Origin of the sequence: Curtobacterium flaccumfaciens (assembly GCF_004361695.1) — a bacterium.
In the GTDB taxonomy this organism is placed as follows: Bacteria; Actinomycetota; Actinomycetes; order Actinomycetales; family Microbacteriaceae; genus Curtobacterium; species Curtobacterium flaccumfaciens_B.
Map to the genome: position 1 here is coordinate 157,164 of NZ_SNVW01000005.1, position 13,606 is coordinate 170,769.

Sequence of the window (13,606 nt, forward strand, 5' to 3'; positions counted from 1 at the left end):
ACCGTGCCGACGACCCCGGCCCGCCGGCGCCTCAGCCCGGCCGAACGCGAGGCCCAGATCACCGCCGCCGCGATCGCCGTCGCCCGCGCCGAGGGACTCGCCGGGGTGACCCTCCGCGGCGTCGCTGCCGCCATCGGGGTCGCCCCGTCCCTCGTCGCCCACTACCGGCCGGCGATGGAGGACCTGGTCGGCGAGACCTTCCGCACGGTCGCGAGCGCCGAGGTCGCCGAGGTCCGCACGATCGTCACCGGCGTCGGCGACCCCGTCGGACAGCTCCGCTCCCTGCTGGCGTGCATCGCCGATCCCGAGCGCGACGACGTCGCGACCCTGTGGGCGGACGCGTGGAGCATCGGCCGGACGAACCCGTCCCTGGCGGCCGCGGCGCGCGAGGTCATGGACGACTGGCAGCTCCTGGCGACCACGGTGGTCGGCGCCGGGGTCCGCAACGGTGTCATGCACGCCGACGACCCGGACGAGGTCGGCCGGCTGCTCTTCGCGCTCGTGGACGCCACGAACGGGTACGCCCTCGTCGACCACCTCGACCGCCCGACGCGCGAGGGGTTGGTCCGCACGACGATCGCCCGCGCCGTCGGCCTCGACCCCGCCATCCTGGAAGGACGCACATGACCACGACCGACGACCTCCGACGAGCACGACGGCCGCGAGCGGTCACGATCGCCGTCGTCCTCTGGGCGATCTGGCTCGTGATCGGCGTGCTCTCCACCGTCCTGGTCTCGACGTCCGACGGCCTCACCGGCCTCGGCGCGGTCCTCACGGTCGCCCTGTCCTTCGTCGTGTGGGCCGTGGTCGCCGCGGCGGTCGTGCTGCTCCTCCGCGGGTCGGGCGTCGCTCGGATCGTCCTCGTCGCGGTCGCTGCCCTGCGTGCCGTCCTGAGCATCACGGACGGAGGGATCGCCACCGCCCTCATCGCACTCTCGGTCGTCGCGGCCGTCCTGCTGTTCCTGCCCAGCGCACGTCCGTTCTTCCGGCGGGCCGATCCGACGGAACCGAGCCGTGCCTCCAGGCCGACTCCGGACCGTCCGCGCGACTGAACCCGGACGCCGGACCCGGGAACACGAAGAAGCCCCGGCAACACGGAGCGGCCCCAGGGGCACGACGCGGCCCCCGGAACACGCAGAAGGCCCCCGGATTCCTCCGGGGGCCTTCTGCGTTCTCTGCCTGGTGCGCGAGGGGGGACTTGAACCCCCACGCCGTTTCCAGCACACGGACCTGAACCGTGCGCGTCTACCAATTCCGCCACTCGCGCCAGCCCGAGAACACTACCATGCACAGACGCTGCCAGATGCCAACCACTACCATGCAGAGGTCAGCGACCGAGAACACTGGAGACCCATGGGCCTGTTGGACAGCTTCGAGCGAGGGCTGGAGCGCGCCGTGAACGGCGCGTTCGCGAAGACCTTCCGCTCCGGCGTGCAGCCCGTCGAGATCTCGAGCGCCCTCCGCCGAGAGCTCGACACGAAGGCTGCCGTGGTGTCGCGCGAGCGCATCCTCGTGCCCAACGAGTTCACCGTGCGCCTCGCGCCACCGGACTTCACGCGGATGAACGACATCGGGCGTCCACTCGTCGACGAGCTCTCGCAGATGGTGCAGCAGCACGCCGTGGCGCAGAACTACTCGTTCTCCGGGCCCGTGACGATCGCCCTCAAGCAGGACGGCACGCTGTCCACCGGGATCCTCGAGATCGACTCGACCACCGTGCAGCGGGACGTCGCGTGGGTCGCGGTCCTCGACATCGGTTCGCAGCGCCACAAACTGCAGCGTGGGCGCACCGTCATCGGCCGCGGGACCGACGCCGACATCACCGTCGCGGACACCGGCACGAGCCGGAAGCACGTCGAGGTGATCTGGGACGGCAAGCACGCCCAGGCCAACGACCTGGGGTCCACGAACGGGTCGAAACTGAACGGCGAGCGCTTCCAGCAGGCCATCGTGGAGCCGGATTCGACGATCGAGATCGGTCGTACCCGTATGGTGTTCCGGGTGATCCCCGAGAACGACGGAGGTACCAGGTGACCACAGGGCTGACCCTGCTCGTCCTGCGCTTCGCGTTCCTCGCGGTGCTCTGGCTGTTCGTGTTCGTGATCGTCTTCGCGCTGCGCAGTGACCTCTTCGGTCAGCGCGTGCGCACCATCCCCACCGATCCGAAGGCCGGTGCGTCGGGTCCGACGACCCCGGCGGTGCCGGCAGCAGCGGCGCCGGCTCCGGCGTCCAACGGCGCGTTCACGGATCTCATCGGACAGCCTGGAGGCACGCAGCAGCCCGCCACGCCGGTCGCCACTCGCCTCGTCATCACCGAGGGATCGCGCGAGGGCATGGAGATGCCGCTCGGCGGCGGACCGATCACGATCGGCCGCTCCAGCGAGTCCAACGTGGTCATCCGCGACGACTACACCTCGACCAACCACGCCCGCCTGGACCTGCGCGCCGACGGCTGGCTCCTCACCGACCTCGAGTCCACGAACGGCACCTTCGTCAACGGTCAGAAGGTGACCGCCCCCGTGATGATCGCCGAGCGGACGCCGATCACGATCGGGACGACGACGTTCGAGCTGCGGCGGTAACCCCGGATGACGGCTCGCACGCTGAGCGCCGCTGTGTCCCACGTGGGGCGCATCCGTGCCAACAACCAGGACTCCGGCTACGCCGGGCAGCACCTGTTCGCGGTGGCGGACGGCATGGGCGGACACGCCGGCGGCGACGTCGCGTCGGCGATCGCGATCCGTCGCATCAGGGAGGTCGACCGCGAGTTCCCCTCGGCGCACGACGCCGAGTTCGCCCTGCAGTCGGCACTCATCGCGGCGAACCAGCTCATCACCGAGACGGTGTTCGAGCACCAGGAGTTGACCGGCATGGGCACCACGGTGTCCGCGATGATCCGGGTCGGCGACCAGATCGCGATCGCGCACATCGGTGACTCGCGCATCTACCGGCACCGTGACGGCGAGCTGCAGCAGATCACGTCCGACCACACCTTCGTGCAGCGCCTCGTCGACAGTGGCCGCATCACCCCGGAAGAGGCGGCGGTCCACCCTCGTCGCTCGGTCCTCATGCGCGTGCTCGGCGACGTCGACGCCGCGCCCGAGGTCGACACCGCGATCATGGACATCCAGCCGGGCGACCGCTGGCTGCTGTGCTCGGACGGTCTCTCGTCGTACCTGGCCGAAGAGCGCATCCGGCACGCGCTCGCGTCGAACATGGACGCGAACCAGGTCACGCAGCGCCTCGTGAAGGAGACGCTCGACCACGGCGCGCCCGACAACGTGACCGTCGTCGTGATGGACGTCACCGACACCGAGCCCGTCGACGACGACGACGCCGCGACCACCGTCGGTTCGGCCGCAGCGCCCCTGACCTTCGAGGCGTCGACCGGCCGGAAGCCGATCCGCCTCCCCACGATCCTGCTGCACCCGCTCAAGGTCACGACCGCGCCCGAGGACTCGCACTTCGAGCCGGAGTCCGACCAGTTCTTCGCCGAGCTCATCGCCGAGGACCGCCGTCGCCGGATCCGTCGCCGGGTGTCGTGGACGATCGCCCTCGTGGTCGCCGTCGCCGTGCTCGTCGGTGCCGTCTTCCTCGGCTGGCGCATCATCCAGGACCACTACTACGTCGGCACCGACCGCGGCACGGTCGCGATCTACAAGGGCGTCCAGCAGTCGATCGGACCGATCGCGCTGTCCGACGTCTACGAGGACACCGACGTCACGGTGTCCTCCCTGCCCGACTACACGCGGGAGAACGTCCGCTCGACGATCAACGCTCAGTCCCTCGACGACGCGCGCGACATCGTCGACCGCCTGCGGAAGGCCGCCGAGACCGGGCAGGACCAGGCCGGCACGGGGGGTGACGGCGGCTCGTCGTCCCCGACCCCCACACCGTCGGGCTCCCCGTCCTCGTCGTCCTCGCCGGGGGCGAAGCGATGAGCAACGCCACGGCACAGTCCTTCACCCAGGCGATCACGATCAAGCTGCGTGAACCCGCGCGCGCCCGGAACCTCGAGCTCGTGCTGCTCGTCATCGCGTGCGGCATCTGCGCCGGCGCGATGGTGCTCGTGCAGCTCGGCACGAAGGGGCGGCTGTTCGACACCTCGGTGCTGTGGGTCGGCGCGGGCATCCTCGGGCTCGCGCTCATCATGCACGTCGTGCTCCGGGTCGTCGCGAAGAACGCCGACCCGTTCATCCTGCCGGTGGCGCTCGTGCTCAACGGCATCGGGATCGCCGAGATCTACCGCATCGACGTCCACAACGACCTGACCGGCTGGTCCGCGATCGGCGTCAAGCAGATCGTGTGGACGATGCTCGCGATGGTCCTGGCGATCATCACGATCGTCGTCGTCCGGAACCACCGGTTCCTGCAGCGGTACCGCTACATCTTCATGTTCCTGACCATCGCGCTGCTGCTGCTGCCGATGCTCCCGGTGATCGGGTACGCGCCGGGCGGAGCGCGGGTCTGGATCCGTTTCGGCCCGTTCTCGTTCCAGCCCGGTGAGCTCGCGAAGATCACGATGGCGCTGTTCTTCGCCGGCTACCTGGTCACCGCCCGCGACTCGCTGTCGATCGTCGGGAAGAAGTTCCTCGGGATGACGTTCCCGCGAGCCCGCGACCTCGGCCCGATCCTCGTGATGTGGGGCGCGGCGATGGCCGTGCTCGTCTTCCAGCGCGACCTCGGCACCGCCCTGCTCTACTTCGGGCTGTTCCTCGTGATGATCTACGTCGCGACGGGTCGCATCAGCTGGGTCGTCATCGGCCTCGTGCTCTTCGTGGGTGGCGCGCTCATCGCGCAGAGCGTCCTCGTGTACGTGCACGGCCGGTTCGAACAGTGGCTCGACCCGTTCAACCCCGTCATCTACAACCGCCTGTCGCAGGGCAGCGGGCAGTTGGTGACCGGGCTGTTCGGCTTCGCGAGCGGCGGCATCACCGGCACCGGGCTCGGCCAGGGACGCCCGTACCTGACCCCCGTCGCGAACGCCGACTACATCGTCGCCTCGCTCGGCGAGGAACTCGGGCTCATCGGCGTCTTCGCGATCCTCGCGCTGTTCATCATCCTGGCCTCGCGCGGCATGCGGGTCGGCTTCATGGCGCAGGACGACTTCGGCAAGCTGCTCGGCGTGGGCTTCGGCTTCGTCATCGCCCTGCAGGTGTTCGTCGTCGTCGGCGGCATCACCCGGGTGATCCCGGTGACGGGGCTCACGACGCCGTTCATGGCGGCCGGTGGTTCCTCGCTCATCGCCAACTGGATCATCGCCGCGATGCTGCTGCGACTGACCGACGCCATCCCCGCCGAACAGCGCGTCCAGCAGGGAGCGATCCCGGCCGGTCGCGGGACGGCCGCGCGCGGTTCCGCCGCTCGCGTCACGACCAGGAAGGAGCGCAGCCGGTGAACCGACAGCTCCGCGGTGTCTCGACCGTCATCGTGCTCATGTTCGTCGCACTGTTCGTGTCGACGACCTCGATCCAGTTCTTCTCGGCGGACTCGCTCCGCGCCGACTCCCGCAACTCCCGCACGATCCTGGCGAGCTACTCGACCAAGCGCGGCGCCATCCTCGTGAACGGCAGCCCGATCGCCGAGTCCACCCCGGTGGACGACCAGTACCAGTACCAGCGGAAGTACACGAACGGCGAGCTCTACTCCGCCGTGACCGGGTACTTCACCATCGGGCAGGGCAACACCGGCATCGAGAGCGCCGAGAACACGGTGCTGTCCGGCAACTCGGACGCCTCGTTCTTCCAGAACCTCAACGCCATCCTCACCGGCCAGGACGTCCAGGGCGACAACGTCAACCTGACGATCGACCCCGACGTGCAGCGGGCTGCCTACGACGCCCTCGGGAGCAACTCCGGCGCGGTCGTCGCGATCCAGCCGAAGACCGGCAAGATCCTCGCGATGGTGTCGAAGCCGTCGTACGACCCGAACTCGCTCACCTCGCACGACACCGCCGAGGTCAAGGCCCAGTACAACGCCCTGCTCGGGCAGTCCCCGACGCCGCTGCAGAACCGCGCGATCGGCGGCGACCTGTACACACCGGGATCGGTGTTCAAGCTCGTCGTCGCGTCGGCGGCGCTCGAGGGCGGCAAGTACACCCTCGACTCCGAGTTCCCGAACCCGTCGCGGCTGCAACTCCCCGGCACGAGCACGTTCATCAACAACGCCGAGGGCGGCTCGTGCGGCGGCGGCAACAAGGTGAAGCTGCGCACGGCCATCCAGTACTCGTGCAACATCCCGTTCGCGGAGCTCGGCCAGAAGCTCGGCTACGACGCGATCAAGAGCATGGCCGACAAGTACGGCTTCGGCGACGCGATCGAGGTCCCGATGCGTGCCACCGCCAGCCAGTACCCCGCGGTCGAGTCGACGGCGGAGCTCATGCTCAGCTCGTTCGGTCAGGCCAGCGTCCGGGTGTCCCCGCTGCAGATGGCGATGGTCTCGGCCGGCATCGCGAACGGCGGCAAGGTCATGCAGCCGTCCCTCGTCGACTCGATCACCACGAGCGACCTGAAGACGGTCGAGTCCTTCTCGCCGAAGCAGTACAGCGACCCGCTGTCCGCCTCCGAATCCGCCGATCTGACCGAGGCCATGCAGAGCGTCGTCAGCTCCGGGACCGGCACCAATGCCAAGATCAACGGTGTCGACGTCGCAGGGAAGACGGGCACGGCCGAGGGCGGCACGGGCGACCCCTACACACTCTGGTTCACGGGCTTCGCCCCGGCGAAGGACCCCGAGGTGGCCGTTGCGGTCGTCGTCGGGAACGGCGGCGGGCTCGGGCAGTCCGGAGTCGGCAACACGGTCGCGGCCCCGGTCGCGAAGAAAGTCATGGAGGCGGTGCTGAACAAATGAGACCCACCAGCGGACTCACCTTCGGTGGGCGGTACCAGCTCTCGTCCCGAGTCGCCATCGGCGGCATGGGAGAGGTGTGGCAGGCCACCGACCTCGTCATCGGTCGCACCGTGGCACTCAAGATCCTCAAGGACGAGTACCTCGGCGACCCGGGCTTCCTCGAGCGCTTCCGCGCCGAGGCCCGTCACGCCGCGCTCGTCAACCACGAGGGCATCGCCAACGTGTTCGACTACGGCGAGGAGGACGGCAGCGCCTACCTCGTGATGGAGCTCGTCCCCGGCGAGGCCCTGTCCACCATGATCGAGCGGGAGCACACGCTGCCGGTCGACAAGGTCCTCGACATCGTCGCGCAGACGGCGAACGCACTGCAGGCCGCGCACGCCGTGGGCCTCGTGCACCGCGACATCAAGCCCGGCAACCTGCTCATCACGCCGGACGGCCGCGTCAAGATCACCGACTTCGGCATCGCCCGGATCGCCGACCAGGTCCCGCTCACCGCGACGGGCCAGGTCATGGGCACCGTGCAGTACCTGTCGCCGGAGCAGGCGAGCGGCCACCCCGCGTCGCCCTCGACGGACATCTACTCGCTCGGCATCGTCGCGTACGAGTGCCTGGCCGGTCGCCGTCCCTTCACGGGTGAGTCGCAGGTCGCGATCGCGATGGCGCACATCAACGAGCAGCCGCCGGCGCTCCCCGGGGACATCCCGGAGCCGGTCGCCGCCCTCGTGATGTCGTGCATCGCGAAGAAGCCCGCCGACCGTCCGGCCACGGCGGCCAACCTGGCGCGCGCCGCGCAGGCCCTCCGCCGTGGTGACGTCGCCGCGGCCACCGTCGCCGTGCCGGCCATCGCCGCCGGCGGCACCGTCGCGTTCAACCCGCCGCAGGGTCAGGGGAACGACGCCGCGACCGCGCTCATCGGCACGACCCAGGCCGGAGCCGTCACGGGCGGACCGGGCACCCCGGGATCGCCGCTCGACGGCGAGGACGAGGAACCGAAGAAGCGCCGCGCCTGGATCTGGTGGCTCGTCGGGGTCATCGCCCTGCTCGTCATCGGCGGGGTCGTCGCCGCGATCGCGCTGAACGGCAACGGGCAGCCGCAGGGATCGGGATCGGCGTCGTCCTCGTCGACGCCGAAGCCCACCCGGTCGGCGACCCAGACGCCGAGCGCGACGCCCACGCAGGCCCGGGTGCTCGTCAACGCCGCGGACTACGTCGGGCTCTCCGTCACGGATGCCCAGACGAAGCTGCAGCAGGCGAACCTGACCTCGCGCGTCGAGGACGGCGACCCTGCTCCGAGCGCCGACAAGGCGAACACGGTCCAGTCGATCAGCCCGACGGGCAGCCTGCCGGTGGGGTCGCTGGTCGTCATCCAGCAGTACACGGCGCAGCCGACGGTCAACCAGCCGAACTCGGCGTCGCCCGGGGACGTCTCCGCCGACGGGCAGGTGACCTTCAGCTGGGCGGCCGCCACGTGCCCGACCGGGTACACCGTGGCGTCGTACGCGTACACGATCACCGGCGGCAAGGACACCTCGAGCCAGACGTCGGGCACGCTCGACGCCGACCACCGCTCCGTCACCGTGCAGATCGACGCGGTCGGCAAGGCGGCGTCGCTGAGCTACACCGTGACCTGCGGGAACCTCCCCGCATCGGCCGCGTCCGAGGGTGCCACGAGCGATGCGTGGCAGCCAGACGGCGGCCAATCGCCGGAGCCCGGCAGCACCGAAACCCCGCAAGACCCGCTGTGAACACCCCCCGGACAGGGGCTCGCGACACCGTTGCGTAACGGTTCGGTCGGGAGCCCCTGTCGCCAGCGTCTGACCAGGAACGGCTGCCGTACACTTGCCCGGACGGACATTCGGAGGAGTACGTGCCAGAAGGTGTGACCGCGGGGATCACCCTCCTCGCCAACCGCTACGAGATCGGTGAAGTCATCGGTCGAGGCGGCATGGCCACCGTGCATGTCGGCAACGACACCCGCCTCGGTCGCAAGGTCGCGGTGAAGCTGCTGAAGCCGAGCCTCGCCAACGACCCGGCGTTCCGCACCCGGTTCCGGCAGGAAGCCCAGGCCGCGGCGCGCATGGCGCACCCCACGATCGTCCGTGTCTACGACGCCGGCGAAGAGACCGTCTCGGAACCCTCGGGTGCCGAGGTCCAGGTGCCCTTCATCGTCATGGAGCACGTCGAGGGCCGACCGCTCTCCGACATCATCGGCGACGGCCCGGTCGCGCCGGACGAAGCCGTGCGCATCACCGAGGGCATCCTCACCGCACTCGAGTACTCGCACCGCGCCGGCGTCGTGCACCGCGACATCAAGCCCGCCAACGTCATGGTGACGCACGCCGGCCAGGTCAAGGTCATGGACTTCGGCATCGCCCGCGCCATCACCGACACCTCGGCGACGGTCGCGCAGACCACCTCGATCCTCGGCACCGCGTCGTACTTCTCGCCGGAGCAGGCGCGCGGCGAGACCGTCGACGCCCGCACCGACGTGTACTCCACCGGCGTGGTGCTGTTCGAACTCCTCACCGGCCGCGCCCCGTTCATCGGTGACTCGCCCGTCGCCGTCGCGTACCAGCACGTCAGCGAGCAGCCGGTCGCGCCGTCCAGCCTCGTGCCGGCCGTGTCGCCCGCGCTCGACGCCGTCACGCTCCACGCGCTCGTGAAGGACCGCACCCGCCGCTACCAGAACGCGGCAGAGTTCCGTACCGAACTGCAGCAGGCCGCCACCGGGCACGTCCCGGCGTCGACCCGCAAGCTCCACAAGGCCGCGGCCAACGATGCCTCGTCGATGCTGTTCGGGGTCAACCCGCGCACGACCTCGAACCCGGCCGTCGCCTTCCGCGAGCTCGAGGACGACACCGCCGAGCACCGGCCCCAGCGGACGCAGAACCGTCCGCCGGTGGCGTGGATCTGGGTCGGCATCCTGCTGACCGCGGCGGTCATCGTCGCGGTGGTCTTCTTCGTCGCCAACCTGCAGCCGGGCAAGCCGCCGGTGTCGTCGTCGGTGAGCGTGCCGAACGTCGTCGGTGCCACGTGGGACTCGGCGTCCGCCGCGCTCCAGAAGCGCGACCTCGGCGCCGTCAAGGTCGACGAGAACTCCGACGACGTCGAGAAGGGCACGGTCATCCGCACCGAGCCCGGCTCAGGCACGAACGTCGGCCGGAGCCAGGACGTCCGTGTCGTCGTGTCCCTCGGGCCGCAGCAGATCGCCATCCCCGACCTGGCGAACCAGGCGCAGGACGCTGCCGAGAAGACGTTGACGGACGCCGGGTTCACGCTCGGTGCGATCAACTCGGACTACTCCCCGGACGTCCCCGAGGGAACGGTGATGAGCACCGACCCCGCCAGCGGCACCCAGCACGCCAAGGGCACGGTGGTGAACCTCCGAGTGTCGAACGGCAAGGTCGAACTGCCCGACGTCACGCAGCAGCCGTTCTCCACGGCGAACGCGACGCTCGCAGCCCTCGGTCTCACTGTGACGCCCGCGCCGACGAACTCGTGCACGGGCGGAACGGTCACGCAGCAGAACGCGCCGGCGGGTGACATCGCCCAGGGCAGCACCGTCGTCCTGACGTACTGCGCCGCCGCCGCGACGCCGCCGAGTCAGGCGCCGACGCCCGGTGGCGACGACAAGGGTGGCGACGACAAGGGCGGAGACGACGGCGGGGACGGTCGCTGACCGACCCCCGCGCGACGCACGGTCCGCGTCGGACGCGTGACGTGCCTCCAGGCCTGTTCTGCGCATCCACCGGACGAGCGGTCTCTGCTTGGCCAGCCGTCTCCCGGGTCGGCCGTGATCGCGGCATCGAAGGCCGGCACTCGACGGACCGTCAGCGCTCTTCCTGCGCTCGTCTGGCGGCCGTCGGGCGTCGGACCATCTGCGCGCGTCGCGCGCCTGCGCTCGGCGGACCATCTGCGCTCGGCGAACGGCCTGCCTGGAGGCGCGGCTCGCCACCCACACGTCGCCCGCGGCCAGCGGGCGGCTCGCCCCTCAGGCGGCTCGCCCCTCAGGCGCGGTGCGCGGCGATGAGCGGGTTGAGTCCGGCAGCGCGGTCGGCGGCGCCGTCGAGACCCGTGGTCTCGAGCCAGTTGCCGACCATGCGGTAGCCGCCCTCGGTCAGGACCGACTCCGGGTGGAACTGCACGCCGTAGACGGGGTGCTCACGGTGCTGCACGCCCATGATCACGCCGCCGCCGGTCCGCGCCGTGACCGTGAGCTCGTCGGGGACGGTGCCGTCGACGATCGCGAGGGAGTGGTACCGGGTGGCGGTGAAGGGGTGCGGGACGCCGGCGAAGAGTGCACTGTCGTCGTGGTCGACCTGTGACGTCTTGCCGTGCATGAGCTCGTCGGCGTGCGTGACGGTGGCTCCGAGGGCCTCGGCGATGGCCTGGTGGCCGAGGCAGACCCCGAGCAGGGGCGTGTCCGAGGCGATGGCTGCGTGGACCGTCGCGATCGAGACGCCGGCGTCGGCAGGGGTGCCCGGACCCGGCGACAGCAGCACACCGTCGTACTCCGCGATCCGGTCGGCGATCTCGGACTCGGGGAACGCGTCGTTCCGGACCACCTCGGTGTCCGCTCCGAGCTGCTGCACGTACCCGTTCAGCGTGTAGACGAAGCTGTCGTAGTTGTCGACGACGAGGATCCTGGTCATGGCGCTCCACCGTACTCGTGGGGGATGTGTGCAGCGGGCTGAGAGTCTTCCCACACACGTGGTCACGGTAGGATACCGGCCATGGCCAAGGACAAGGACCGCACCAAGCCCGCCCGGAGGACCCGAGCCGACTCGGTCGAGACCGCGGGGGACCAGCCGAACCCCGTCTGGTTCAAGCCGGTCATGTTCGGCTTCATGCTCATCGGGCTCGCCTGGGTGATCGTCTTCTACATCTCGAACACGACGCTCCCGGTGCCGTCCCTCGGGTCGTGGAACATCCTCATCGGCTTCGGCATCATGTTCGTCGGCTTCCTCATGACCACCCGCTGGCGCTGACCAGCCGGCCGATCACTTCCTCCCGACGCCCGTCGCACCGCAAGGTGCGGCGGGCGTCGTCGTTCTCCACAGTGACCGATGGCCGCTGCGGCGTCTCTCCCCACCCTGGGGGCGGTTCTCCACAGTTCTCCACACTTTCCACACCGCTCTCCACACATCCGTCCCGGAGTTATCCACAGCTCAGTCCACAGTGGGGATAATCACACCCGTGTAACTCACCGTTTTGTCCACACCTGTGGACAACTCGCTCGTGCACGTGTGGAAACCCGATCCCGCAGCCACCGCAGCGCCAACGACGAACGCCCCGTCGCAGTCTGCGACGGGGCGTTCGAGGGAGGGTCAGGACGCGATCAGATGCCGAGCCCGACCTGCAGGCCCGCGAACGCGGCGTAGATCGCTGCGATGAGGACGACCGCCTCGGCGACGAGCAGGCCGATCTGCAGCCCGCGCTGCCGGACGTTGCGCGTCTTCGAGAACACGAACCCGGTGATGAACCCGAGGACGATCCCACCGACGTGCGCCTGCCACGAGATGTTCGTCCCGGGCAGGAAGCCGACCACGAGGTTCAGGCCCATGATCACGAGGAGCTGGACGGCGTTGTAGCCGAGGCTCCGTTGGATCACGAAGAACGCCGCGAAGAGGCCGAAGATGGCGCCGGAGGCTCCGACCACCTGGGTGCCCGGGCTGAGCAACGCGACCGCGAGGTCACCGCCGAGCCCGGCCAGGAGGTACAGCGCCACGAACCGCCACGTGCCGAGGATGTTCTCGAGCATCCGCCCGAAGATCCACACCGCCCACATGTTGAACGCGATGTGGAGGAACGACGAGTGCACGAACAGTCCGGTGACCAGCCGCCACGGCTGCGTGCCGACGAGCGGCGTGTAGAAGCTCAGCCAGGCGTTGACGTACCCGCCGCTGACCTGGTTGAGCAGCCACAGCACGACCGAGACGACGACGATGACGACCGTCGCCTTCTGGTCGAGCATGGCGAAGCGCCGCCGGGCGACCGTCATCCCACTGGGACCGTTCGCCCGGCGGTTCGCAGTGAACTGCGCGCGCTGTTCACGCACGCACTCCGGGCAGTGCACCCCGACCGCCGCCGGCGTCTGGCACTCCGGGCAGATCGTGCGCCCGCACCGCTGGCACAGGACGAAGCTCTGCCGGTCGGGGTGCCGGTAGCAGGTGTTGTTCGAGTTGTACGCCGGATCGCTCACGTGGTGGCTCAGACGTCCTCGACGTCGATGCTCTGGATGAGGACGTCCTCGAGCGGCTTGTCACGGCCGTCGGTGGCGACACCCTCGATCGCGTCGACGACGGCACGGGACTCGTCGTCCGCGACCTCGCCGAAGATGGTGTGCTTGCCCTGCAGCCACGGCGTCGCCACCGTGGTGATGAAGAACTGCGAGCCGTTCGTGCCGCGGCCGCCCTGGATGCCGGCGTTCGCCATCGCGAAGATGTACGAGTTCTGGAAGGTGAGCTCCGGGTGGATCTCGTCGTCGAAGCGGTAGCCCGGGCCGCCGATGCCCTGGCCGAGCGGGTCGCCGCCCTGGATCATGAAGTCCTTGATGATGCGGTGGAAGACCACGCCGTCGTAGAGCTTGTCCGTCGACACCTTGCCGGTGCCCGGGTGGGTCCATTCCTGCTTGCCCGTCGCGAGGTCGACGAAGTTCTTGACGGTCTTCGGAGCGTGGTTGCCGAACAGGTTGACGCGGATGTCGCCCTTGTTCGTGTGGATCGTTGCGACAGCAGTGTGCAGAGACATGTTC

13 protein-coding genes and 1 tRNA gene are annotated in these 13,606 nt (G+C 69.6%); 10 read left to right on the forward strand and 4 right to left on the reverse strand.

Annotation, left to right across the window (positions count from 1 at the left end; genetic code table 11):
* Positions 1 to 3 precede the first annotated feature (3 nt).
* Positions 4 to 627, forward strand: a complete 624-nt coding sequence (locus EDF64_RS09465) for a TetR family transcriptional regulator C-terminal domain-containing protein (protein ID WP_133519753.1) — start codon at positions 4 to 6, stop codon at positions 625 to 627.
* Positions 624 to 1,052, forward strand: a complete 429-nt coding sequence (locus EDF64_RS09470; protein WP_133519754.1) for a hypothetical protein — start codon at positions 624 to 626, stop codon at positions 1,050 to 1,052. The genes EDF64_RS09465 and EDF64_RS09470 overlap by 4 nt, the downstream gene beginning before the upstream one ends.
* Positions 1,053 to 1,180: 128 nt before the next feature.
* Here the strand turns inward: EDF64_RS09470 and EDF64_RS09475 are convergent.
* Positions 1,181 to 1,267, reverse strand: a tRNA-Leu gene (locus EDF64_RS09475).
* A gap of 86 nt (positions 1,268 to 1,353) precedes the next feature.
* Here EDF64_RS09475 and EDF64_RS09480 point away from each other — a divergent pair.
* From EDF64_RS09480 to pknB, 7 genes are all read left to right on the forward strand, one after another.
* Positions 1,354 to 2,034, forward strand: a complete 681-nt coding sequence (locus EDF64_RS09480; protein ID WP_133519755.1) for an FhaA domain-containing protein — start codon at positions 1,354 to 1,356, stop codon at positions 2,032 to 2,034.
* Positions 2,031 to 2,582 carry an FHA domain-containing protein FhaB/FipA gene (locus EDF64_RS09485; protein WP_133519756.1) on the forward strand — a complete coding sequence of 184 codons (552 nt, stop codon included), beginning with the start codon at positions 2,031 to 2,033 and terminating at the stop codon, positions 2,580 to 2,582. The genes EDF64_RS09480 and EDF64_RS09485 overlap by 4 nt, the downstream gene beginning before the upstream one ends.
* A 6-nt stretch (positions 2,583 to 2,588) precedes the next feature.
* Positions 2,589 to 3,941 carry a Stp1/IreP family PP2C-type Ser/Thr phosphatase gene (locus EDF64_RS09490; RefSeq protein ID WP_133519757.1) on the forward strand — a complete coding sequence of 451 codons (1,353 nt, stop codon included), beginning with the start codon at positions 2,589 to 2,591 and terminating at the stop codon, positions 3,939 to 3,941.
* Positions 3,938 to 5,398: an FtsW/RodA/SpoVE family cell cycle protein gene (locus tag EDF64_RS09495; RefSeq protein WP_243736321.1), complete on the forward strand. Its 1,461-nt coding sequence runs from the start codon at positions 3,938 to 3,940 to the stop codon at positions 5,396 to 5,398. Before EDF64_RS09490 ends, EDF64_RS09495 begins: the two co-directional genes overlap by 4 nt.
* A complete protein-coding gene (locus EDF64_RS09500; protein ID WP_133519758.1) occupies positions 5,395 to 6,849 on the forward strand; it encodes a peptidoglycan D,D-transpeptidase FtsI family protein in 1,455 nt (484 codons plus the stop codon). The genes EDF64_RS09495 and EDF64_RS09500 overlap by 4 nt, the downstream gene beginning before the upstream one ends.
* Positions 6,846 to 8,597, forward strand: coding sequence for a protein kinase domain-containing protein (locus EDF64_RS09505; RefSeq protein ID WP_133519759.1), 1,752 nt, complete (start codon positions 6,846 to 6,848; stop codon positions 8,595 to 8,597). The genes EDF64_RS09500 and EDF64_RS09505 overlap by 4 nt, the downstream gene beginning before the upstream one ends.
* Positions 8,598 to 8,719: 122 nt before the next feature.
* Positions 8,720 to 10,531 (forward strand): Stk1 family PASTA domain-containing Ser/Thr kinase, encoded by a 1,812-nt coding sequence (pknB, locus tag EDF64_RS09510; RefSeq protein ID WP_279512729.1) that lies wholly within the window; start codon positions 8,720 to 8,722, stop codon positions 10,529 to 10,531.
* Positions 10,532 to 10,859: 328 nt separating this feature from the next.
* Here pknB and EDF64_RS09515 read toward each other — a convergent pair whose 3' ends face one another.
* The gene (locus EDF64_RS09515) at positions 10,860 to 11,504 is read right to left on the reverse strand and encodes an anthranilate synthase component II (protein ID WP_133519760.1); all 645 of its coding nucleotides are present in this window, start codon (positions 11,502 to 11,504) and stop codon (positions 10,860 to 10,862) included.
* Positions 11,505 to 11,585: 81 nt separating this feature from the next.
* On the opposite strand from EDF64_RS09515, the gene EDF64_RS09520 reads away from it, so the two are divergent.
* Complete coding sequence (locus EDF64_RS09520; protein WP_071291654.1) at positions 11,586 to 11,840, forward strand: cell division protein CrgA; 255 nt, start codon at positions 11,586 to 11,588, stop codon at positions 11,838 to 11,840.
* 350 nt (positions 11,841 to 12,190) lie between these two features.
* Here the strand turns inward: EDF64_RS09520 and EDF64_RS09525 are convergent, their stop codons facing one another.
* On the reverse strand, positions 12,191 to 13,054 hold the full coding sequence (locus EDF64_RS09525; RefSeq protein WP_133519761.1) for a rhomboid family intramembrane serine protease: 864 nt from the start codon (positions 13,052 to 13,054) through the stop codon (positions 12,191 to 12,193).
* Between the two features lie 8 nt (positions 13,055 to 13,062).
* Entirely contained in the window at positions 13,063 to 13,602 is a 540-nt protein-coding gene (locus tag EDF64_RS09530) for a peptidylprolyl isomerase (protein ID WP_133519762.1), read from the reverse strand.
* Positions 13,603 to 13,606: the final 4 nt, after the last annotated feature.